This window comes from Klebsiella sp. ME-303 (assembly GCF_007910085.1).
In the GTDB taxonomy this organism is placed as follows: domain Bacteria; phylum Pseudomonadota; class Gammaproteobacteria; order Enterobacterales; family Enterobacteriaceae; genus Klebsiella; species Klebsiella michiganensis.
This window is the reverse complement of record NZ_VOJB01000093.1, coordinates 1-22,225: the sequence shown is the minus strand read 5'-3', so window position 1 is coordinate 22,225 and position 22,225 is coordinate 1. Positions and strand designations below refer to the sequence as shown.

Here is a 22,225-nt window from a genome sequence, read left to right as displayed (position 1 = left end):
AACCTCAAATACATTTAAAGTAATCAAAGGGTTCCCGGCAGCTGTCGCAGCGATACAGCGCTTTGCAGGCCGTGGAACCGAATTCGCTAATCAGCGAGGTGTGGCGGCTGCCGCAGCGCGGGCAGACCACGTCCTCCGGCATGTGGGCATGGCAGGCATGGCCCTGCGGCGGACTGATGCCGTACTGGCGCAGGCGTTCACGCGCGTCCGGCCCCATCCAGTCGGTGGTCCACGGCGGGTCAAGCTGCAGCACGATATGCACCGGCGCGTAGCCGTTTTCCGTCATTGCCGCGCGGATTTCTCCCAGCAGATGTTCGGTGGCCGGGCAGCCCGAATAGGTTGGCGTGAAGCCAATCACCCAGCCATCGCCGCGGCGCTCCACGCTCCGCACCAGGCCAAGGTCGGTAATGGTCAGCACCGGCACTTCCGGATCGGCAATGGCGCCTAACAGATCCCAGACGGCGTGGACCTCCGGGGGCGCGATATCAACCAGACGTTGCATAATCCCCTCCTGCTACCACTGCTGGCCGGGATAGGCGCGCTGTAAATACTGCATCTCCGCCAGCAGCGGCCCGAGATGTTCGCTGTGCAGCCCCTGCTTACCGCCGCTGCGGAAAGCCGCTTCTTGCGGGATCTGCAAACCGGCGTCGATCAGCGCCGTGTGCACCGCGTTCTGCCATTCGGCCTGCAGTTCGCGCGGGTCGACGGCGATGCCCTGCGCACTCAGCTCAATTTCCAGCTCATCGGCCTGGAACAGCTCGCCGGTAAAGCGCCACAGGTTATCCACCGCGCTCTGCATTCTCTGGGCGGAAAACGCCGTGCCGTTGCCCAGACGCTCCAGCCAGCCGCGGCTAAAGCGCTGGTGGTAGCGCACCTCTTTCAGCGCCCTGGCGGCGATGGCGGCAAGCTGCGCATCGCGACTGCCGACCAGGCGGCCGAACAGCGCCACGTGCCAGACATCGATGAAAAACTGCCGAGCGAGGGTGTCGGCGAAGTTGCCGTTTGGCTGCTCCGCCAGCAGTAAATTGCAAAACTGGCGCTCGTCGCGGCCAAAGGCCAGGGTATCTTCATCGCCGCTGCCGGTCAGTTCGGCGGCGTAGCTGAGGAAATGGCGCGCCTGCCCCAGCAGGTCGAGGCCGATATTGGCCAGCGCCAGATCGATCTCCAGCTCCGGCGCGTGGCCGCACCACTCGCCCAGACGCTGGGCCAGCACCAGGCCGTTATCGCCGAGGCGCAGGGCATAAGCGGCAACGGGGTTATCGTTTTTCATCGTGGCCTCACATATGTTCCATGCCGTCGGGCACGGTGTAGAAGGTGGGATGACGATAGACTTTGCTCTCCGCCGGGTCGAAAAATGCGCCGCGCTCTTCAGGCTGCGAGGCAACGATTTCGCTGGCCTTCACCACCCAAATCGAGCAGCCCTCACTGCGGCGGGTATAGGCATCGCGGGCGTTTTCCAGCGCCATCTGGTCATCGGCGGCGTGCAGGCTGCCGACGTGGCGGTGCGACAGTCCCTGTTTGCTGCGAACGAACACTTCATATAACGGCCAGTAGTTTTTGCTCATCTTCATTCTCCTTACGCGGCGTCGCGAGCCTGCTGTTTTTGCGCATGCGCCAGCGCGGCTTCCCGCACCCACGCGCCCTCTTCCCATGCCTTGCGTTTAGCGCCCAGGCGTTCGTGGTTGCAGATCCCGCGTCCGGCAATCACTTCGTTAAATTCCTGCCAGTCGATGGCGCCAAAGCGGTAGTGGCCGCTGGTTTCATCCAGCCGCAAATCCGGGTCGGGTACGGTCATGCCGAGGATTTCCACCTGCGGAATGGTGTTATCGATAAAGCGCTGGCGCAGTTCGTCGTTCGAATGGAGCTTGATTTTCCACGCCATGCTGCGGGCGCTGTTTGGCGAGTTATCGTCGCCCGGGCCGAACATCATCAGCGCCGGCCACCAGAAACGGTTGATGGCGTCCTGCAGCATCTGCCGCTGCGCGTCGCTGCCCTGCGCCAGCGCCATGCAGGCTTCAAACCCCTGGCGCTGGTGAAAGCTCTCCTCTTTGCAGATCTTGACCATTGCCCGGGCGTAGGGTCCGTAGGAGGTGCGGCACAGCGCCACCTGATTGACGATGGCCGCGCCGTCCACCAGCCAGCCAATCACGCCGATATCCGCCCAGCTCAGGGTCGGGTAGTTAAAAATGGAGGAGTACTTCATCTTGCCGTCGAGCATCTTCTGATACAGGTCTTCGCGGGCGCAGCCGAGGGTTTCCGCCGCGCTGTAGAGGTACAGACCGTGCCCGGCTTCATCCTGTACTTTCGCCAGCAGAATCGCTTTGCGCCTAAGGGTCGGCGCGCGAGTGATCCAGTTGCCTTCCGGCAGCATGCCGACGATTTCCGAGTGCGCGTGCTGACCAATCTGGCGGATCAGCGTTTTGCGGTAGGCTTCCGGCATCCAGTCCTGCGGTTCGATGGCCGTCTCCTGCGCGATGCGCTGGTCAAAGCGTTGTTCTTCTGTCACGTCATCACCTTTATGATTCCAATAAATTCGATTAAAAATAATTTTCGAATCACTTTGTTTTATAAAAGTTACATTCAGGTTAAATAAAACCACAAATTTTGTTTGTTCTTTTTGTGATAGCGACCGCAAAAGCTTTTGTAAAAACCCTTATTAACAAGATATTAAGTGCATAACGCAGATCATCACCGATCACAATGTTAATAAATTATTAAATGCGAGCTTGATTTTTATGATTCACCAAAGAACTATTTATAGATATTTCACGTAACACATCTGGAGATGAACCATGCAGCAGTTAGCCAGCTACTTGTCCGGCGCGTGGCAGACCGGCCGGGGCCACGCGCGTACCATCCATCACGCCATCAGCGGCGAAGCGCTATGGGAAGTCACCAGCGCGGGTCTGGATATGGCGCAGGCGCGACGCTTCGCGATTGAGCGCGGCGGCAAAGCGCTGGGGGCGATGACCTTTATTGAGCGCAGCGCGATGCTGAAGGCGCTCGCCAGATATTTGCTGGAGCAGAAGGCAGAGCTGTACGCGATCTCCGCCGAAACCGGCGCCACCCGCGCCGATAGCTGGGTAGATATCGAAGGGGGCATTGGCACCCTTTTCGCCTACGCCGGTCTCGGCAGCCGCGAGCTGCCGGACGATACCCTGTGGCCGGAAGATGAGCTGATTCCGCTGTCAAAACAGGGAGGCTTCGCCGCCCGCCACGTGCTCACGTCAAAATCCGGCGTAGCGGTACATATCAACGCCTTTAACTTCCCCTGCTGGGGCATGCTGGAAAAGCTGGCGCCCACCTGGCTTGCCGGTATGCCGGCCATCGTCAAACCGGCTACCGCTACCGCGCAGCTGACGCAGGCGATGGTCAAAATGATTGTTGATAGCGGGCTGGTGCCGGAGGGGGCAATCAGCCTGATCTGCGGCGGCGCGGGCGATCTGCTCGACCATCTCGATAGCCAGGACGTGGTCACCTTTACCGGCTCGGCCCGTACCGGACAGCAGCTGCGGGTGCATCCCAACCTGGTCACGAAGTCCATCCCCTTCACCATGGAAGCGGATTCGCTGAACTGCTGCGTACTCGGTGACGACGTCACGCCGGCGCAGCCGGAGTTCGCGCTATTTATTCGCGAAGTGGTACGAGAGATGACGGCGAAGGCCGGGCAAAAGTGCACCGCCATCCGGCGTATTATCGTGCCGCAGGCGCAGGTGAAAGCGGTGAGCGACGCGCTGATTGCGCGCCTGCAAAAAGTGGTGGTCGGCGACCCGGCGCAGGAAGGCGTGAAGATGGGCGCGCTGGTGAACCACGAACAGCGTCAGGACGTGCAGGATAACGTCAACCGTCTGGTGGCCGCTGGATGTGACGTGCTGCTGGGGGGCCAGGCCGATTTCAGCGCCGCAGGCGCCTTCTTCCCGCCAACGCTGCTGTACTGCCCGCAGCCGGACGAGACCCCGGCGGTACACGCTATTGAAGCGTTTGGTCCCGTCGCCACTCTGATGCCGTATCAGAACGTTGAGCACGCCATGACCCTGGCGCGGGCCGGCGAAGGTAGCCTGGCCGGAACCCTGGTGACCGCCAGCGGCGAACTGGCGCGGGCGTTTATTCTCGGCGCCGCCCGCGCCCACGGGCGTATTCAGATACTGAACGAAGAATCTTCCGCAGAATCAACCGGCCACGGCTCCCCGCTGCCGCAGCTGGTACACGGCGGCCCGGGGCGCGCCGGCGGCGGCGAAGAGCTGGGCGGCCTGCGGGCGGTGAAGCACTATATGCAGCGCACCGCGGTTCAGGGCAGCCCGACGATGCTCGCCGCCATTGGCCAGCAGTGGGTGCGCGGCGCGCAGGTAGTGGAAGACCGCATTCACCCTTTCCGTAAATATTTCGAGGAGATCCAGCCGGGCGACAGCCTGCTGACGCCGCGCCGCACCCTGACCGAGGCGGATATCGTCAACTTCGCCTGTCTGAGCGGCGATCACTTTTACGCTCATATGGATAAGATTGCCGCCGCGGAGTCGATTTTCGGCGAGCGCGTGGTGCACGGCTATTTCCTGATTTCCGCCGCTGCCGGGCTATTTGTTGACGCCGGGGTCGGCCCGGTGATCGCCAACTACGGAATGGAAAATCTGCGCTTTATCGAGCCGGTGAAGCCGGGGGATACCATCCAGGTACGCCTGACCTGCAAACGCAAAACGGTGAAACGCCAGCGCAGCGCGGAGGAGAAAGCGACCGGCGTCGTCGAGTGGGCGGTAGAGATTTTTAACCAGCACCAGCAGGCGGTCGCGCTCTACTCCATCCTGACCCTGGTGGCCCGCCAGCAGGGGGATTTTGCGGAGTAAATATTAGAAATTCGCCCATCTTTATCGCCATCTTCATGCCTCTGCGGAGGCATTTTTTGTAACTGGCAAAACTGACAAACAACCTGGCAAAAGCAGGCAAACGCCCCGGCGCTGACCGCTGTTAGGTTAACGATACACAAGCCGACATTCGCAGCGGCACTGCACAACACAACAATAAGGTGAGGTCTCAATGGCGATTCTTTCTCCCCGCAAAACGGCTCTGGCGTTGGCTGTCGCTCTGTCTTGCGCCTGGCAAAGCCCGGCGTTCGCCCACGGCGGCGAAGCCCATATGGTCCCGATGGACAAAACCCTGCAGGATTTTGGCGCGGACGTTCAGTGGGATGACTACGCGCAGATGTTTACCCTGATTAAAGACGGCGCTTACGTAAAGGTAAAACCGGGGGCGAAAACGGCCATCGTCAATGGTAAAACCCTGGAGCTGCAGGTGCCGGTAGTGATGAAAGACGGCAAAGCGTGGGTTTCTGACACCTTTATCAACGACGTGTTTCAGTCCGGTCTTGACCAGACCTTCCAGGTGGAAAAACGCCCGCATCCGCTGAACTCGCTGTCAGCGGCGGAAATCAGCGCAGCGGTCGCTATCGTTAAAGCCGCGGCGGATTTCAAACCCAATACCCGATTCACCGAGATCTCCCTGCGCGAGCCGGATAAAAAAGCGGTGTGGGATTTTGCCCTCAACGGTACGCCGGTCAACGCCCCGCGCGCTGCCGACGTGATCATGCTCGACGGCAAGCACGTTATTGAGGCGGTGGTGGATTTACAGAATAAAAAGGTGCTTTCATGGACGCCGATTAAAGACGCCCACGGCATGGTGCTGCTGGATGATTTCGCCAGCGTGCAGAACATCATCAACGCCAGCAGCGAATTTGCCGAAGTGTTAAAAAAACACGGCATCGACGACCCGAGCAAGGTGATTACCACCCCGCTAACCGTCGGCTACTTCGACGGCAAAGATGGCCTCAAGCAGGACGCGCGGCTGCTGAAAGTGGTCAGCTATCTTGACGTTGGCGACGGTAACTACTGGGCGCACCCGATTGAAAACCTGGTAGCGGTGGTCGACCTTGAGCAGAAGAAGATCATCAAAATCGAAGAGGGGCCGACGATCCCGGTGCCGATGGCGGCCCGCCCCTATGATGGTCGCGACCGCGTTGCGCCAAAGATTAAACCGCTGGATATCATTGAGCCAGAGGGCAAAAACTACACCATTACCGGCGATATGATCCACTGGCAAAACTGGGATTTCCACCTGCGCATGAACTCCCGCGTTGGGCCGATTCTCTCCACCGTGACATATAACGATAACGGCAAGAAACGTCAGGTGATGTATGAAGGTTCGCTGGGCGGGATGATCGTGCCCTACGGCGACCCGGACGTGGGCTGGTATTTTAAAGCCTATCTGGACTCCGGCGACTACGGCATGGGCACCCTGACCTCGCCTATCGTGCGCGGCAAGGACGCGCCGTCCAACGCGGTCCTGCTGGATGAAACCATCGCCGACTATACCGGCACGCCCACGACCATCCCGCGCGCAATCGCCATCTTCGAACGCTACGCCGGGCCGGAGTATAAGCATCAGGAGATGGGCAAGCCAAACGTCAGTACCGAGCGCCGCGAGCTGGTGGTGCGCTGGATCAGCACCGTCGGCAACTACGACTATATTTTTGACTGGGTATTCCACGAAAACGGCACCATCGGCATTGATGCCGGGGCGACCGGCATCGAAGCGGTGAAAGGCGTGCAGGCGAAGACCATGCATGACCCGAGCGCCAAAGAGGACACCCGCTACGGCACGCTGATTGACCATAATATTGTCGGCACCACCCACCAGCATATTTATAACTTCCGCCTCGATCTTGACGTTGACGGCGAGAACAACACGCTGGTGGCCATGGACCCGGAAGTGAAGCCGAATACCGCCGGCGGTCCGCGTACCAGCACCATGCAGATCAATCAGTACACGATTGATAGCGAGCAGAAAGCGGCGCAGAAATTTGACCCGGGCACCATCCGTCTGCTGAGCAATATCACGAAAGAAAACCGGATGGGTAACCCGGTGTCGTATCAGATTATCCCCTACGCGGGCGGCACGCATCCGGTCGCCACCGGGGCAAAATTTGCCCCTGATGAGTGGATTTATCATCGTCTGAGCTTTATGGATAAGCAGCTGTGGGTCACCCGCTATCATCCCACCGAGCGCTTCCCGGAAGGCAAGTACCCTAACCGTTCGATTCACGACACCGGCCTCGGCCAGTACGCGAAAGATGACGAGTCGCTGGACAACCATGATGACGTGGTGTGGATCACCACCGGCACCACCCACGTGGCTCGCGCCGAGGAGTGGCCGATTATGCCGACCGAGTGGGCGCACGCGCTGCTGAAACCGTGGAACTTCTTTGACGAGACGCCGACGCTGGGCGAGAAGAAGGAGTAAGGTGGCTTAGACGCTAAACGGCGATACAACCAGGGTCTGGGGCTATCGCCGTTCTCAGCTTATTCAGGAAAATGCCCTGTCGCTCCGCTCTCCTGCACCATAATCAGCCCGGCAGCTTTAATGCGGGGGTTAATTAGCCCGGACGGCTAAGGGCCGGGAGCAAACGGTGGCAGCCGTAAACGATATTGAGCGAGTTCGCCGCAAACGCCGCATTTCATCGCCAGGCTTTATCAATGCTCAAACCGTTAAATGTGTTAAGTGAAGTCCCTATTGTTCATCTACGAACTTATCTGCTTCAGGAGAATAATGCTGACAAACGCATGCCAGCTTATGCCCGTCAGGATCGCGCAGATAGGCAACATAAAAGTCGGGGCCGTATGCGGTTCGTGTACCTGGCTCGCCTTCATTCTCCCCTCCCGCAAGGAGGCCTGCTGCATGAAACCGCCTGACAAGGTCAGCGCTGTCTGCACGGAATGCGAACATTGTCCCGTTTCCCGCCGTTGCGGGATGCTGGTCAAAAGGAGGACAAATACAGAAGTTGAACACCTCATGTGGATTATTTTCATCTCCCCACATTGCCCAGCTTTCTGTCCAGGCTGGCAGTCGTGAGTAGCCAAGAACTTTAAAAATAGCCTCATAAAAGTCCACGGAGCGCTGAAAGTCATTTGTACCTATAGTGATATAAGCCAGCATCTTAGTGCATCCTCTTTGCCCTTTTTTGAACAGACATGATATCTCTCTGAGTCGCGATGAACTATTTCCCCGGATGCGCCTGTTGCCGCTTTGAAACCTGAGCACCGACGGTTACGGCATACCATGTCCTGTTAATCTCTTCGACTATAAGAAAAATAGCCGGGAAGACATTATCCCGGGGGTTGACACTGTCTCTCCAGCCAGCGACCGACTTCAGGCCATATTTTTTCCGCACATCGGGTGCGGAAAAAGCCCATGTGGCCGACGGCCGGAATACCATAATCCGCGTGCCGGATCTCGCGGCGTTCAATTTTTGCGTTTTCCACCGGCGCCAGCAGGCGCGTAATCGCTGCAGAATTAGCCCAGGGATCGTCATCAAAACCGAGTACCAGAAGGGGTAACGTGACTTCGCTTGCCCGTCGGCGCGCATCCCAGGCGCGATCGTCATAAAAATAGTCGGGCATGGCACTCCAGCGCCCCCATTGCAGCATGACGGGCGCGGGTAAATCTTCCCCCAGCCCGAGGCGTCTGGCAGGCATATAGCCAAAGGTACGACACAGAACCGGCGCCAGAATACGTAATACAAACCAGACTCTGAGCTTTTCCTGCGTTTGTTTAATTGTGCGGGTGACGCCAGCGTGCGAAGCAACAAGAACCGCCGCATGCAGCGACCGGGTGGCCGTCGAAAGCAGAATAGCGTGCCCGCCAACGCTGTGCCCTACCGCCATCAGCAGAAGATTGGGGAAACGCAGCTTTGCCCAGGCGGTAACGCAGCCGACATCCTGCTCGATCCAGTCGGACATAGAGACATGACAGTGTTGTAGCGTGCCTGACCTGGAATGACCTATCCCCCGATAGTCGTAGGTCAGAACATTGAATCCCATTGCGTAAAGGTACTCAGCGAAGTCCTTGTAAAACGCCTGTGATACCGCGGTGGCAGGATGGAGGATCACCAGCGCTTTAGCATCGCTTCTCTCCCATACTGTGGCAGCCAGAACATCCCCCTGATTTACAGGGATTGTTATCAGGTTCATAAAAGATATCCGCCTATGTGGTCATACCAGTTAAATAATCTTAACTGTAGCCGCCACGGGCAAATCTGGCGATGTTTTTATTCCTCTATTAACGTCCTCTTCTCACGCTGCACAGGCTCAGCGGTCTTTTCCCCCAACCACCAGCGCCAGAAGCGGTTGGTACTGATAAGCCACTCAATCTCTTGCTTTTTTCGACCTGTCGATCATGCTCATCTCGTGCAGATTAAGCGCAGCGGTTCGAATACGGGACAGGCAGATGCCCCTCGAGCGCTCATGACGCCCCTTTAATAACAGGAGATCACCATGCTTGAACTTCGCCCTAATTGTGAATGCTGTGATAACGATCTGCCGCCAGAATCAACAAGCGCGTACATCTGTTCATTCGAATGCACCTTTTGCGTTGACTGCGTGACTCAGCAGCTGCAAGGCCATTGCCCGAACTGTGGGGGAGAGCTGGTGCGCCGCCCAATACGCCCCGAATCAGCCCTCCTTTGGCATCCCGCCTCCAGCCTGCGCCGATATAAACAATAAGCCGGTTTGTCGCTTATCGCTGACGATCCGGTTCGCCGCATGCCCGCTCATCCTCGTTTACGTAGCGCGTTAAGTAGCGCCTGCGTTGCGCCGGAAGACGTTCCGGATGACGAACAGACCAGCCGAAACTCACGGTGTATGGCAGGCGTCACTGGCACCACGCACAGATTGCGCAACGCCTCTGGCAGGGCTGATTCAGGCACAATGGCGACGCCCATCCCTTCCGCGACCAGCTTACAGGCGCTAATCCAGTCGCGTACCGTCACGCGTATATCAACAAGTTGCAGACCCGCCTTTTCCATCAGGCTTTTGCCATTAACGGCGCATCCGCCTGTCGCCAGAATAAAGGGCTGGTCTGCCAGCGCCTTTAGCGTTATGCCACACGTCCTGGCACGGTGTGCCAGCCGATGAGTGGCTGGCAGTACCGCTACCTTGTCTCGGTACGATCAATGCAGCCCAGGCCCTGTAATGTCGCATGGACAGCTTCATCAAGAGGAGTGTGAGGCTCGGCACCTAAAAAATTCACCAGTTTCGTATTGTCCAGGCGAACCGGCTGGCGCCACAGGTACCGCATCTCCAGAAGTTCGCGTAAGGTTGCGTTGAAAGGTGCTGCCAGGTACATCAACCACCACGGAAATGATTGTATTTTGGCCATGCCGCCATAGCGTGCCGCAGTGCGTTGAATCGCGCTGACCATTTCGCTGCCGTCGGCATCCCAGTGACCTTGCATATGAAAACGTGCAAAGGGCTCAAGCTCCTCGCGTCGTGCCAGCAGCGCAGCTATCGTTTCCGCGACATCAGGTAAGTAAGCCCACTGGTGACCGGTTGCAAACGAAGCTGGATTGGTAATGACGCCAGGCAGCTTGCCGGGCTTAATCAGACCTTGAGAAAACCAGTTATTACCGGCGCGCGGACCAAAAAAATCCCCCGCGCGGACGATCAATACCCGTCCGCCACGCTGCGAATAGGCCGCCAGTTCTTTCTCCATTTGTACCCTGATAGCTCCCTTCCTGGTGACCGGCGTCTGCTGAGCGTCTTCCCGTAATAGCGGAAAAGCGTCAGGACCATAGTTGTAAACGGTCCCGGGAAGCACGATCAAGGCGCCGGTTCGTTCTGCTGCGCCAATCGTGTTGCGCAGCATAGGCAGCACCAGATGCTTCCAGTTTCTGTAGCCGGGCGGATTGACGGCGTGAACGATCGCGCTACAGTCTGCTGCCGCAGCGGCGACCTGCTCCGGGTCGAGAGCGTCACCCCCTACCCACTGGATGTCACCACGTCGTTCACTGCCATGAAGTCCTCGTTTTAGTGCACGAACGTCCCATTTGTTCTGAATAAGCCGGCGCGCCGTTTCACCACCGATTCCGCCGGTTGCGCCAAGTATCAGGACCTTGCCTCGGGTTTCCATATTGTCTGCCTCTTTGCTGATTTGACCTTGACAGCGTACGTACAGGCAGAGCTAAATTGAATTGCATATCTTTATAGGGCAGCTATACAAATTTGTATGAATACATCTATCCCATGGGAGTGGTACCGAACATTTCTGGCTGTGCTCAGGGAAGGCTCGCTTTCCGGCGCATCACGCAGGCTTTCGATTACGCAGCCTACGGCGGGACGGCATATCGCTGCGCTCGAGTCCGCTCTGGGCCAGGTGTTGTTCACGCGGTCGCAGACGGGCTTGCTGGCGACTGAAACGGCGCTGGCGCTGAGGGTGCATGCCGAAGCGATGGAGAGCACCGCGAATACGCTAGCGCGCACAGCCTCCAACTTTAGTCATAACAGCACGTCCATTCATGGCGTCGTCCGCGTCTCCGCGAGTGACGTTATCGGCGTTGAAGTTCTGCCGCCGCTTATTGCCAGGCTCAGGGAGTCTCACCCACAAATAACGATTGAATTAGTTCTGTCGAACCGGGTTCAGGATTTACTGCACAGGGAAGCCGATATTGCTGTACGCATGACGACGCCAGTACAGGAACAGCTTATTGCGCGTCGCGTTGGCCGCATTGAACTCGGTCTCCACGCATCGACGTCCTATCTTGCACGACATGGCACGCCTGAAAATAGCAAAGATCTGCTGAAACATGCGCTGATTGGCTTTGATCAGGATACGCCTTTCATCCGTAAGGCCCTGGAAAAATTCCCTCAGCTAAGCCGGAATGCATTTTCCATGCGCACCGACAGCGACGTGGCTCAGCTGAATCTTATTCGCGCCGGGGCCGGCATTGGCATATGCCAGGTGCAGTTGGCCAATGGCTCTGTTCCACTGCGGAGGTTACTGCCGAATTTCTTTTCTTTCTATCTTGATACCTGGATCGTCATGCACGAAGACCTGCGCAATAGTCTGTGCTGCAAATTGGTTTTCGATGTCCTGGCAAAGGGATTAGAGGAATATATCGGCCAGAGACAGGCACAGTGAATCGCCATGGAAAAATGCTCCCTTTAAGGTGCCTGTATACTCCGCACGTTTTCTCCGGAGGAGTCCCCTCCTCGAACATGCCGGCTGCTCCGTTTCGATGCAGAAACCGCGATGACCATGGTTCTGCATGAGCGCAACACACGATCCTGCGCATTATCGTTATCTGTCTTTATGCTCACAGCCTTAACGCTATAGCTAAACGGGCATTGGTGGAGTTTGGTAGACAGCGTTGTGCCTGGAGCGGAAAGCAGGTCCAATTAATACAATCAGCGCAATGCTTTTGAGAAACATACGGCTTCTGTCCTACCGACATAGGGGCCGTAATTTTCAATACGAATATATCCATTTTTCTCGTAGAAATTTACTGCCCGATGGTTGATGTGTCGGGTTTCCAGTCTGAGTTCGCTATAACCCATATCTTTTGCAGATGTTTCCAGAAAAGTGAGTAAAGCTCCCCCAACTCCTGGCACGCTTCGGTCTGAAAACATTCTTTTAAGCTCGGCTATATTTTGCGTTATCGGCCGAATAGCGCCGCATCCTATTGCTTCGCCATGAGTATTCTTTGCCAATACCCACAAGGCTTTGTCATCATTCATTGCTTCAACGGTGAAATTGCTTTTGCCACTATCCCCCGTAATAGCGGCAAGTTCAGCTGATAGCATTTCGATTAAGCGATGGGATTCTGAAGAAAATGGATCGGATTTCTCTACAGTTATCATGGTCGTATCCTATAAATGAGAGTAACCAGCATAAAGTATCCTGTCCCAAAAAGCATGAACCGAAACTGATGCTGGAAGAGTATCCTTTCCCAAACTATCCCGGGGATGTTATGTCTGCTATTAGCTCATAGCGGAGATTCGGTACTATTTTTCCAGTCCAGTTTGTGCGAGACCTACCTCAGCAGGCAACCCCATCCCGTCGACGTCACACCATCAGCGAGCGAGACGAGAGCGTCGCTGCGGTGGCAGAAACTCCCCCTCCCCCGTCTGTTCTGTTGACTTATTCTGTAAAAAGATTACTTTTCAGGACATGAAGAAGATACTTATTATTGTCCCGGATGGCGGCATGCTGTTTGAATCCGCCGGTATTGCCGACATTCTGATGCAGGCCAACCGTCTGCACCCGGAAGGCGCCGGGGAGCTCTGCTACCAGGTCCAGCTAGCGACCACCCAGCCGCATCAGGTGATCCATGGTCAGTCCGGTTTAAATCTGCTGGCCGATCATCGCCTGCATGAGATAGACCCTCGCGAGCCGCTCGATACCATCATGATTACCGGCAGAGGTCAAAACCCGCAGGAAGGGGTTGCGGTGGTTGACTGGCTGCGCCTTGCGGCTCCCCATGCCCGCCGCATTGCTTCCATTTGCGGCGGAGCCCTGCTGCTGGCGCAAACCGGGCTGCTGGACGGCAGGCGAGCCACTACCCACTGGAAGCTACTGGATACCCTGCAGGCGGAATTTCCTCAGGTACGCGTCGAAGGCGGTCCGCTCTATATTCAGGACGAACACATCTGGACCTCTGGCGGGGTCAGTTCCGGCTTCGATCTCACCCTGGCGCTGGTTGAAGAGGACTACGGCTTCAGCCTGGCGCGCGATATTGCCCAGGATTTCGTCATGTACCTGCGTCGTCCCGGCGGCCAGCTGCAGTTTAGCCGCTACAACCTTCAGCAGACCAGCACCCTGGGCCCTATTAACGATCTGCTGGCGTGGTTGCTCGCAAACCTCACCGCCGATCTCAGCGTGGATAAACTGGCGGAAAGGGTCGCCATGAGTCCAAGGAATTTCACCCGCGTATTTACCCGGGAAACCGGTGCTTCGCCGGCGCGCTACGTCGCCGAAGCCCGTCTGGCCGCCGCGCGGCAGCGTCTGGAGCAAACTAACGAGACCCTGGATCGTATCGCCGAACAAACGGGATTTGGCAGCAGCATTAACCTGCGACGGCTGTTTGAAAAACAGCTTCACCTCACACCCGGGGAATATCGCCAGCGATTTCACTGTCGCAAAATGGCGTAAAGTGATCCTTTTTTGTCATTTACGCCAAAGCCTGCCCGGCCTACTCTGACGCCAGAGACAATGGATAAGGAGTTAATCATGGTAAAGGTCGGTATTAACGGTTTTGGCCGTATCGGACGCAACGTACTACGCGCTGCACTGGGTCATCCGGATATTCAGATTGTGGCGATCAACGATTTGACGGACAGCAAAACGCTGGCGCATCTGCTGAAATACGACTCGCTGCTCGGTAAGCTCGACGCCGACGTCACCGCCGGTGAAGGGCAGCTTGTGGTTGACGGTAAACCCATAACCGTATTCAGCGAACGCGACCCGGCCAATATCCCGTGGCATCAGCATGAAGTCGATATCGTCATTGAAGCCACCGGGTTCTTCACCGATCGCGACAAGGCGGCGGTGCATATCTACAGCGGTGGCGCAAAGCGCGTGATTATCTCCGCCCCCGGCAAAAACGATGATTTAACCATCGTGATGGGCGTTAACGATGGCCTCTACTCCCCGGATAAACACTTCGTGGTCAGCAACGGTAGCTGCACCACCAACGGTCTGGCGCCTGCCGCGCAGGTTCTGCACCAGCATTTCGGTATTAAGCACGGTTTGATGAACACCACCCACGCCTACACCAACAGCCAGGCCCTGCACGATCAGCCGGAAAAAGATCTGCGCGGCGCTCGCGCCGCCGCTCTGTCGATAGTGCCTTACTCCAGCGGCGCAGCGAAGGCGCTGGGCAAAGTTATTCCTGAGCTGGATGGCCGCTTAACGGGATACTCGCTGCGCGTCCCGGTACCGGTGGTGTCTATTGTCGACCTGACCGTGACGCTGGCGCGAGAGGTGACGGCCGAAGAGGTGAACAATGCCTTTCGTGAAGCCGCCGCGGCGGGGCCGCTAAAAGGGATCCTCGGCTATAGCGATGAACCGCTCGTCTCCAGCGACTACCAGGGTGACCCGCGCTCGTCGATTATCGACGGTCTGTCAACGCTGGTGATTGGCGGCAATATGGTTAAAATTCTGGCGTGGTACGACAATGAATGGGGCTTCTCTAACCGCCTCGTTGACCTGGCGCTGATGATGGCAAGGCGTGAGCGTTAATTCACTGCGGGTGTTATTGCTAGTTGACATCACTCTGTCGCGGAGAGCTTCCCTGGTGACGCGCAGCAGGCTCCTCTGAGCGCCTGATAAAAAGCATAAATGCCCTCGACGGGCATTTATGCTTTAGCGGTAATGTGCGAGGGTCAGTATTTTCTTAACCACGATTCCTGCGGGGCCGGAAAATAGTCAGTGCACAAATAGCGCGATTAAAATAATGATAGGAATTGGCACACCCAGAAAGAAAAGCAATATTGAACGCATAGGTTCCTCCCGTATAATGAGTATTAGACGTTATAAATCACGCTGACGGCCGCCATAGGTGGCACAGAGACTGGCAACAAAAGCGCCAATTAACAGAGAAATAAATGACCACAGAGTGACGTAGCTGGTGGTTTTTCTGGCGGCGTCTGCGGCCTGCTGCGCTTTATCTTTTGCCTCTTTCAAATTAGCCTGGGCTTTATCATAAACCGCCTGCACCCGCTGCTCGGCCTCTTGCTGACTGATGCCGGTATTCTGAGAAACCAACTGCGCCACATAGGTCAGATCATCCTTGGGAAGCGCGCCAGAATAAATACTGTTAGCAAAAATGCCCGTCACCTCGGCTAATTGAGCGGGTGACTCCGCCTTTGGCGGCGCCGGCTGATTCATGGCCATAACATCATTGCCTGATGCGTTGCTGTTACCTGCCGGAGTGGAGCCGCTAGCCCTGAACAGCGAGCGGGTAAAATATTCCATCGATGACTTCGATAACATCGATGATCCCTCCCCCGCGTTATTCACGGCGGTTGCCGTCGCGCCCCCGGCAACGGAACCAATGACTTTTGCGCTGCCGCCGATGAGTGAACTGATGGTGGTGGTTAAAAGAACGGCTGATACCAGCAGCGCCACCGCCCATGTCAGAAAGCCATGCGCCGTATCGCGGAAATAGATTTCATTGGTATGCGTATCAACCCATTTAGTCCGAAGCCGTCCGGCCAGATATCCCCCCATTCCTGACGCCACAATTTGGGTAAACGTCAGCCAGGCGATGGCGGCAATACCGACGGTACCCGCCGCAAGACCTTGGTTTTCCCAGGGAGAGATTGAAGTGAGGCCTAATCCGGCGCCAAGCATGAGCAGCATAAGCGCCAGCGAGGCGGCAGCGGCGGCGCCTGCAAATATCGCCCCCCATGAAACCGCGCTCGCGCTGTTTACAGCAGCCGCAGGCAAGTGCCTGGCTGCTTCCTGACTGCTTATATTGGTAGAGTCGTAGATATTCGTCATTTACGTTGTCCTTTGAAATAACTCAATTAGCCCGGTGTCGTTTTACACAAACGTCCAGAGCAGGAATTTACCTGCCAGACCCAGGGCAATATCGAGCGGGATAATTATCGTCAGCAGCTATCACCCGCTGCTTAAATTTTGGGCATTCGACACAAAGCCAATTATCTAAATTAATACGAACGAGCATTGTATGAATTTAATCAACAATTTGATTTTAGTAGATGATTTTATTTTAACCATTTTTTATCGCCAAAAATATTGCCGCGCAGCTGTAACTACTTGTTAGCAATGAATTTCCAGGCGCAGGGGGTTGTGTGGCGGAAATATGTACTACGGATACAGATTGGCCAGCTCAGATAGAATTATCTTATTTTTGTAGTGGTAATTAACTGAATAGCCTTGTTTATTAAAAGTGGCGTTAGTTTTTTATTTGCATTATCTGCTATTTCATATACCCGCCGGCAACGTAAATAATCACCCGCTGCTGATGTCGCAGCAGATGAACAGATTGAGAGGGGCACGGGGAAGCGGTCACTCCCACCTCATGGCGATCGCGATGGCTCCCCCGGCATCCCTGCTTCGTGCCCGTTCCGCCCCGGACTCATTGGCCCCTTTGATTAATTAGCGGGCAGACAACGCAAAGCGCTGCTCAAGTACATGCGCAATTTCATCGTCTTCCAGCCGCTGCTTTTCTACCCGATCCGCGGTAATGCTCTTGAGCGTATTGCCCAGCAGAATAAAGCGCCCCTCGGGCTGATGCTGTATAACCAGCAGCTTTTGTACAAAGACCGCGTCGGGGTGCGTGGAGTTAAGGAAATTGGCCGGAGCAAAATCAATCCATTCCTGAGGTGACAGGTCAAAACCATATTGATTGGCCCAGCTTCCCTCAACTTTTGCCTGCAGCAGATAGTCGCCGTGCGCATCGCGGCTAAGCCGGAACGTATCGAAATCCTGGATAATGTCCGTATCAAGTTCATCCAGGGCCAGCGGCGCGCGAATACCGTAGCTCCCAAAGCCAAGGTCGCAAAGCCACTGACGGCCCTCGACTTCCGCGACGACCGCCATATGGGTTTTAGGCCGGCGCGCGGGATAGAACATGGGCCGCGCCGCGACAAACCGCCAGGCAATGCCCAGCGCTTCCAGCGCCATGGTAAACAGCCCGTTGAGTTCATAACAGTAGCCGCCCCGTCTCTGCCGTAAGAGCTTGTTGGCAATATCATCGGGCTCCATCGACACGATTTTACCTGCCTGTACGTCCAGATTTTCGAAGGGGATGGCAAAGAGCTGGTGACGCATGAGCGCGTGTAGCGTTGCGGTATCCGCTGCCGCAGGCCCGCTATAGCCTATGCGGCGGAAGTAAAGTGAAAGGTCAAAACTGTCGCTGTGCATATGATTTCCCCGGCTGGTTGGTGTGGAACACACTATAGATGGCGCCCCGCTTCGCCTGTATAGTCAGATTTATCAAAAAGCAGACTATACAGATGACGATGTCCGAAATATCCCCGCCGACGCCCCGCTACCGCCGTATAGCCGATATGCTGCGGCTGACGCTTGCTTCAGGCGTTTTACGGGCTGGCGATCGCATTATCTCCGCGCGTAAACTGGCCGAACGCGAACAGGTCAGCCTCCCCACGGCCCTGGAAGCACTGCGTTATCTTGAGGCGGAGGGTCTGATTATCGCGCGACCGCGTTCAGGCTATTTTGTCCGCCAGCCAGCCGCCTCCGGAAACGAACAGCGCGCTGCCTCTTTGCCCGGGCCGGTGCCGGTGACTATGTCCGCCATTGCCCGGTCGCTGTTCGGTAGCGCTGAAGCGCGTCTGGTGCCGCTTGGCGCCGCGCTACCCGATCCCGCCTGGCTTCCCGTGGATGCACTACAGCGGGCGCTGCACACCGCCGGTCGTCGGCTTGATGCGCGCGGGCAGAGCTACAGCCTGCCCCCGGGAAGAGCGGACCTGCGCAGAAAGATTGCCGCACGCGCTGCGCAGTGGGGCGCTCTTTTTGGCGCGGATGACCTTATCATTACGGCAGGCGCAACCCAGGCGCTACGTCTGGCGCTCCGCGCGGTATGCCAGCCTGGCGATGCTGTCGCGATAGAGCAGCCCGCCTACTTCGGCACGCTTCTGCTGCTGGAAGATCTGGGTCTGAAGGCGTTACAGATCCCCACAGACCCGATTGAAGGCTTATTGTTGGCGCCCCTTGAAGAGGCTATCCAGCGCCACCGCCCTGCGGCCGTGCTTGCCTCACCCACGGTGCAAAATCCGCTGGGTGCCAGCATGCCCGTGGCGCGCAAACAGGCGCTGGTGGCGCTGCTCGCCGATAAGGGCATCCCGCTCATTGAGGACGATGTGTATGGCGATCTGGCCGGTGGCGCTCAGCGTCCGCCCGCGTGTAAAGCCTTCGACAGGGACGGAAATGTGATTTATTGCAGTTCGCTGTCGAAAACCCTGGCGCCGGGCTGGCGAATTGGCTGGATTGCTGCCGGACGCTACCACTCCGCGGTATTGCAGGCCCGCATGGCCGGAGAATGGGCAGGCGCGCCGCTGATTGAAGCCGCGGCAAACGAGATCCTCGCCAGCGGCGATTACGACAGGCACCTGCGGCACCTGAAGCTGCGGATTGCGGAAGGTATGCGCGCCATCATCACCCGAGTTGAAGCCTGCTTCCCACCGGGCACGCGCGTCGCGGCTCCGGAAGCCGGCTTTTTGATTTGGGTACAACTCCCCTCCAGGATAGATGCGCTGGAGGTACATCGTCGCGCACTCGCCCTGGGCATTGGCGTCAGTCCGGGGCCGCTGTTTTCCCCGGGCGCGGCGGAACTGCAAAACTACCTGCGCCTGAACGGTGCGAATGAACCCACCCCCGCGCTTTTGCATGCCGTAGAACAGCTCGGTATCGTATGCCACGAATTGGCCAGGGAACATTGACAGCGGCTATTGCCCGGGGCCGGTCAATTGGAGATAAAACCAGGATAGGGTAACCAATCGGGACGGGCAACGTGTCGGCCGCCTCCTCGGGGTGAACCGCGCGCTTTTTTCAAGCGCGCGGACACAGGCAGACTGAACCCGCTCTTCGACAACCTCTCGGTTACGCGACAGAACCAACCCATAGCGCCACAGGCGTGTCAGATGTGCAGCAAGATGCTGACGGACGCCGCTGGTCGTAATTTTTTTATCCTCATACTCTTATTCAGGACTCAGGATGACCGTCGATCGCTGCCTGAAGATCCCGGTACTCCTCGCAGCTATAGCCGCACAGCGTGGCGATAGTTTTCAATTGCTCTTTTGCCAGGTCAGGACGGCCTTTCGCCAGCCATGCTTCACCAAGGTATTCACGTACTTTGGCATAGGTCGGATCGAGCGCGATTGAACGCTGATAGTAGCCAATGCCCTCATCGGTACGGCCCAGCTTACGCGTGGCATAGCCCCGGTAATTCCAGGCTTCCGCGGTATCGCCATTTTTCAGGGTGTTGAGCAGGTCCAGGGCCGCCTGGTACTCCCCTTTTTTGGCCAGATGATAGGCATAACGCGTTTTATCTTCATCGCTGAGCTGGCTTGTTTTTTCAGGTACGCACTGTTTTTTCGTGCTGTCATACACCTGACCGCTGGGGCAGTCCGGCGTTTTGCTATTGGTACTATTGTCACCTGCGGCCAAAACCGGCGTGGTCAGCAGAGCAAACACCACTGGCAGCAGCAGACGTTGATTAATGGCGGAATGTAAAAACGACAACGTGTTCATAGTGAACTCCGGGTTAACGAAAAGAACGGCAAGGCAGCATACGACGCGGTATGCTGTCCCGTAGCAGATAGTGAGGGAAAAGCGTGCAGCAAATATCACCGGCCCGCCGCTTTTTTTCAGGGGCGTTCCCCGCTCCAGCGGCTCCCGGATATGTGCAATACGTTTTTTATCGCCGGGCTCAGGTACGATCCTTCTTCGCGCCCTCGTATGAGTATATATCCCCGTTTATTCCTTCACATTTCTGGCGACGCAGCGAAGAGGAGTATCTGGTCGCCAAATATCAGTGATAGCCAGCGCCGGGCTGACGTTGACGGAACGGCCCGGCATGCCCCTGGCCTCTGACGCGGCAAAACGGAGGCTTTAAAAAACCTAACGGGAATGTCACTCAGCTAAAAAACCACCATCAATGGGATAAACGCCTCCGGTACAGAACGCTGATTTATCTGACAACAAAAACAATATGAAGTCTGCGATTTCCTGCATTTTTGCCATCCTTTTCATAGGGTGGCTATTTGCGAAACTGCGTACGATATTTTCAGGGAATTCGCTTATTCGTGGGGTTTGGACATAGCCCGGAGCGACGGCATTGATGCGAATGCCTTGACATGCAAACTCCAGCGCTGCGGTTTGGGTTAAACCAATTATACCATGCTTAGCGGCGGTGTAAGGCGCCAGCCCAGGAATGCCAACCAGACCATTTACTGCAGATAAATTAACGATAGCGCCCCCCATCTTCATCATCTGAAGTATCTCGTATTTTAGGCAGTAAAAAACGCTGCTCAATGAGGTGGCAATGACCTTATCCCAGTTTTCAACTGTCTGCTCTGTTATCTTTTTACCATGCTCACCTGTTATGCCTGCATTATTGACAGCATAATCAAGCCTGCCAAAATAGTTGATAACGTCATCTATCATTTGCCGTACTTGTTCGGGCTGTGACACATCGCATCCGATCCCCATTGCTGGTTGTCCCTGTGAAGACAATTGTTTCGCTTTTTGTTTCGCCTCCTCTGACGAGCGGGACACAATGACGACCTTCGCGCCATGTTTGTGTAATTGCTCTGCGACTGCCTCGCCTATACCTGCAGTGCTGCCGGTGATAACAGCCACTTTATTTTGAAAATTCACAATCCCCCCTATGACGTAGCATTGAGTCTTACATCTGAGGAAGTATACAAATTCGCAGTGACAGTTTTTGTCAGTACTCTTTCTCCAGGCCGATCCCCTCTTTCATTCTCCATTTATTCAATAAAACTAACCTGCTTTCACTATACCTGGAATCCAGCGGCACAATGCCTTGTATTTTGTCCGTTCTAAAATGACGGAAATCCTTTCTCATTTCACACCATGCAACCAAAAGCCAGCATGACTCCATATATACCAATGCGATGGGCCATATGACTCGAGAAGAGTTAACATTGCTCTTATCACAATACTTTATTTTGATTCTCTTTCGTTTTTTAATCGCATCACGCAAGTCTTCAAAAAACACCTCATTCTTTTCTGTGGGACCGGTCAGATAGGATTGACTCTCAATAAGATTTTTTAATTCACCGGGAATAACGGCATGTATTTTAGCAAGCGCATTCCTTGCGTTTTTTTTGAAATCATGATCCGTATTATGAGAAACCCAGTTTAGCCCAAGTATAATAGCATTAATTTCTTCATGAGAAAGATTTAAAGGCGGCAAATGAAAGTCAGACTTAACGATATAACCAATTCCAGCCCCCCCTTCAATGCACACACCTTGCTGCTGTAGCGTTTTTATATCTCTGTAAAGGGAGCGCACGCTTATTTCTAATCTTTCTGAGAGAGCTGAAGCCGTGATCGGATATCTTTGCGCCCTTAATATCTGTAGTAATTCGAGAAGCCTTTCTGTTCTGGTCATGCTGATAAATCCATCTTGATCCTGAGACGATATCTTAACGCCTATGTTGGATAAATATCTTAGTATAAAGCAAACGTACATGCTTAAGCTGAGTGGCTCCCCGTTGTTTAATACACCGCGACAGGACATGGGGTGAGTTTGGTAGGCAGCGCTTTGTGCCAGATATAGTCATTCGAACCCTGAGGGTTACACTTTTAAGTGATTCAGGGTATGCGCTTACTGGTTACGAATATTGTGCCAGAATCATGTGATCTGATGATTGCCGCTTTGCTTTCGAGCCAG

Annotated in this window: 20 protein-coding genes and 2 pseudogenes; 7 read left to right on the top strand and 15 right to left on the bottom strand. The window is 55.7% G+C overall.

Annotated features, from left to right (window positions below; genetic code table 11):
* Positions 1–4: 4 nt before the first annotated feature.
* Genes paaD through paaA form a run of 4 tightly spaced genes read right to left on the bottom strand, consistent with a single transcriptional unit; the run spans position 5 to position 2,506 of the window.
* Positions 5–502 (bottom strand): 1,2-phenylacetyl-CoA epoxidase subunit PaaD, encoded by a 498-nt coding sequence (gene paaD / locus FQK12_RS21415; protein ID WP_014229182.1) that lies wholly within the window; start codon positions 500–502, stop codon positions 5–7.
* A gap of 12 nt (positions 503–514) precedes the next feature.
* Entirely contained in the window at positions 515–1,270 is a 756-nt protein-coding gene (gene paaC, locus FQK12_RS21410; RefSeq protein ID WP_014229181.1) for a 1,2-phenylacetyl-CoA epoxidase subunit PaaC, read from the bottom strand.
* 7 nt (positions 1,271–1,277) lie between these two features.
* The gene (gene paaB, locus FQK12_RS21405; RefSeq protein ID WP_004850493.1) at positions 1,278–1,565 is read right to left on the bottom strand and encodes a 1,2-phenylacetyl-CoA epoxidase subunit PaaB; all 288 of its coding nucleotides are present in this window, start codon (positions 1,563–1,565) and stop codon (positions 1,278–1,280) included.
* 11 nt (positions 1,566–1,576) lie between these two features.
* Positions 1,577–2,506: a 1,2-phenylacetyl-CoA epoxidase subunit PaaA gene (paaA, locus tag FQK12_RS21400; protein WP_014229180.1), complete on the bottom strand. Its 930-nt coding sequence runs from the start codon at positions 2,504–2,506 to the stop codon at positions 1,577–1,579.
* 286 nt (positions 2,507–2,792) lie between these two features.
* On the opposite strand from paaA, the gene paaZ reads away from it, so the two are divergent.
* Entirely contained in the window at positions 2,793–4,838 is a 2,046-nt protein-coding gene (gene paaZ, locus FQK12_RS21395) for a phenylacetic acid degradation bifunctional protein PaaZ (RefSeq protein ID WP_014229179.1), read from the top strand.
* A gap of 190 nt (positions 4,839–5,028) precedes the next feature.
* Positions 5,029–7,287, top strand: coding sequence for a primary-amine oxidase (tynA, locus tag FQK12_RS21390; RefSeq protein ID WP_014229178.1), 2,259 nt, complete (start codon positions 5,029–5,031; stop codon positions 7,285–7,287).
* A 267-nt stretch (positions 7,288–7,554) separates the two neighbouring features.
* Here the strand turns inward: tynA and FQK12_RS21385 are convergent, their stop codons facing one another.
* A complete protein-coding gene (locus FQK12_RS21385; protein WP_014229177.1) occupies positions 7,555–7,980 on the bottom strand; it encodes a VOC family protein in 426 nt (141 codons plus the stop codon).
* 170 nt (positions 7,981–8,150) lie between these two features.
* Positions 8,151–9,014, bottom strand: a complete 864-nt coding sequence (locus tag FQK12_RS21380; protein WP_038423182.1) for an alpha/beta fold hydrolase — start codon at positions 9,012–9,014, stop codon at positions 8,151–8,153.
* A gap of 303 nt (positions 9,015–9,317) precedes the next feature.
* On the opposite strand from FQK12_RS21380, the gene FQK12_RS21375 reads away from it, so the two are divergent.
* The gene (locus tag FQK12_RS21375; protein ID WP_014229175.1) at positions 9,318–9,545 is read left to right on the top strand and encodes a DUF1272 domain-containing protein; all 228 of its coding nucleotides are present in this window, start codon (positions 9,318–9,320) and stop codon (positions 9,543–9,545) included.
* Between the two features lie 47 nt (positions 9,546–9,592).
* On the opposite strand, the pseudogene FQK12_RS21370 reads toward FQK12_RS21375, so the two are convergent.
* Positions 9,593–9,976 (bottom strand): annotated as a pseudogene (locus tag FQK12_RS21370) (LysR family transcriptional regulator substrate-binding protein); the annotation flags it as partial.
* Complete coding sequence (locus FQK12_RS21365; protein ID WP_014229173.1) at positions 9,973–10,950, bottom strand: NAD-dependent epimerase/dehydratase family protein; 978 nt, start codon at positions 10,948–10,950, stop codon at positions 9,973–9,975. The pseudogene FQK12_RS21370 and the gene FQK12_RS21365, both read right to left, overlap by 4 nt.
* A 96-nt stretch (positions 10,951–11,046) precedes the next feature.
* Between FQK12_RS21365 and FQK12_RS21360 the strand changes: the two genes are divergently transcribed.
* Positions 11,047–11,958, top strand: a complete 912-nt coding sequence (locus tag FQK12_RS21360; RefSeq protein ID WP_038423183.1) for a LysR family transcriptional regulator — start codon at positions 11,047–11,049, stop codon at positions 11,956–11,958.
* Between the two features lie 266 nt (positions 11,959–12,224).
* Here the strand turns inward: FQK12_RS21360 and FQK12_RS21355 are convergent, their stop codons facing one another.
* Positions 12,225–12,677: a GNAT family N-acetyltransferase gene (locus FQK12_RS21355; RefSeq protein WP_014229171.1), complete on the bottom strand. Its 453-nt coding sequence runs from the start codon at positions 12,675–12,677 to the stop codon at positions 12,225–12,227.
* 310 nt (positions 12,678–12,987) lie between these two features.
* Here FQK12_RS21355 and FQK12_RS21350 point away from each other — a divergent pair, with 310 nt between their 5' ends.
* Together FQK12_RS21350 and gap are read left to right on the top strand one after the other, a co-directional pair.
* Positions 12,988–13,968 (top strand): GlxA family transcriptional regulator, encoded by a 981-nt coding sequence (locus FQK12_RS21350; protein WP_014229170.1) that lies wholly within the window; start codon positions 12,988–12,990, stop codon positions 13,966–13,968.
* 78 nt (positions 13,969–14,046) lie between these two features.
* Entirely contained in the window at positions 14,047–15,057 is a 1,011-nt protein-coding gene (gene gap, locus FQK12_RS21345; protein WP_014229169.1) for a type I glyceraldehyde-3-phosphate dehydrogenase, read from the top strand.
* A 291-nt stretch (positions 15,058–15,348) separates the two neighbouring features.
* On the opposite strand, the gene FQK12_RS21340 is transcribed toward gap, so the two are convergent.
* Together FQK12_RS21340 and FQK12_RS21335 are read right to left on the bottom strand one after the other, a co-directional pair.
* Positions 15,349–16,320, bottom strand: coding sequence for a hypothetical protein (locus FQK12_RS21340; RefSeq protein ID WP_014229168.1), 972 nt, complete (start codon positions 16,318–16,320; stop codon positions 15,349–15,351).
* A 621-nt stretch (positions 16,321–16,941) separates the two neighbouring features.
* A complete protein-coding gene (locus FQK12_RS21335; protein ID WP_014229167.1) occupies positions 16,942–17,709 on the bottom strand; it encodes an arylamine N-acetyltransferase family protein in 768 nt (255 codons plus the stop codon).
* 38 nt (positions 17,710–17,747) lie between these two features.
* Here FQK12_RS21335 and FQK12_RS21330 point away from each other — a divergent pair, with 38 nt between their 5' ends.
* Positions 17,748–19,244 (top strand): PLP-dependent aminotransferase family protein, encoded by a 1,497-nt coding sequence (locus FQK12_RS21330; RefSeq protein ID WP_014229166.1) that lies wholly within the window; start codon positions 17,748–17,750, stop codon positions 19,242–19,244.
* A 69-nt stretch (positions 19,245–19,313) separates the two neighbouring features.
* Here FQK12_RS21330 and FQK12_RS27720 read toward each other — a convergent pair.
* The 4 genes and pseudogenes from FQK12_RS27720 to FQK12_RS21310 all read right to left on the bottom strand — a co-directional run.
* Positions 19,314–19,484, bottom strand: a pseudogene (locus FQK12_RS27720) (RNA polymerase sigma factor); the annotation flags it as partial.
* 22 nt (positions 19,485–19,506) lie between these two features.
* Positions 19,507–20,055 (bottom strand): tetratricopeptide repeat protein, encoded by a 549-nt coding sequence (locus tag FQK12_RS21320; RefSeq protein ID WP_014229165.1) that lies wholly within the window; start codon positions 20,053–20,055, stop codon positions 19,507–19,509.
* Positions 20,056–20,436: 381 nt separating this feature from the next.
* Positions 20,437–21,183, bottom strand: a complete 747-nt coding sequence (locus tag FQK12_RS21315) for an SDR family NAD(P)-dependent oxidoreductase (protein WP_014229164.1) — start codon at positions 21,181–21,183, stop codon at positions 20,437–20,439.
* A 70-nt stretch (positions 21,184–21,253) separates the two neighbouring features.
* Entirely contained in the window at positions 21,254–21,943 is a 690-nt protein-coding gene (locus FQK12_RS21310) for a helix-turn-helix transcriptional regulator (RefSeq protein ID WP_014229163.1), read from the bottom strand.
* Between the last annotated feature and the right edge of the window lie 282 nt (positions 21,944–22,225).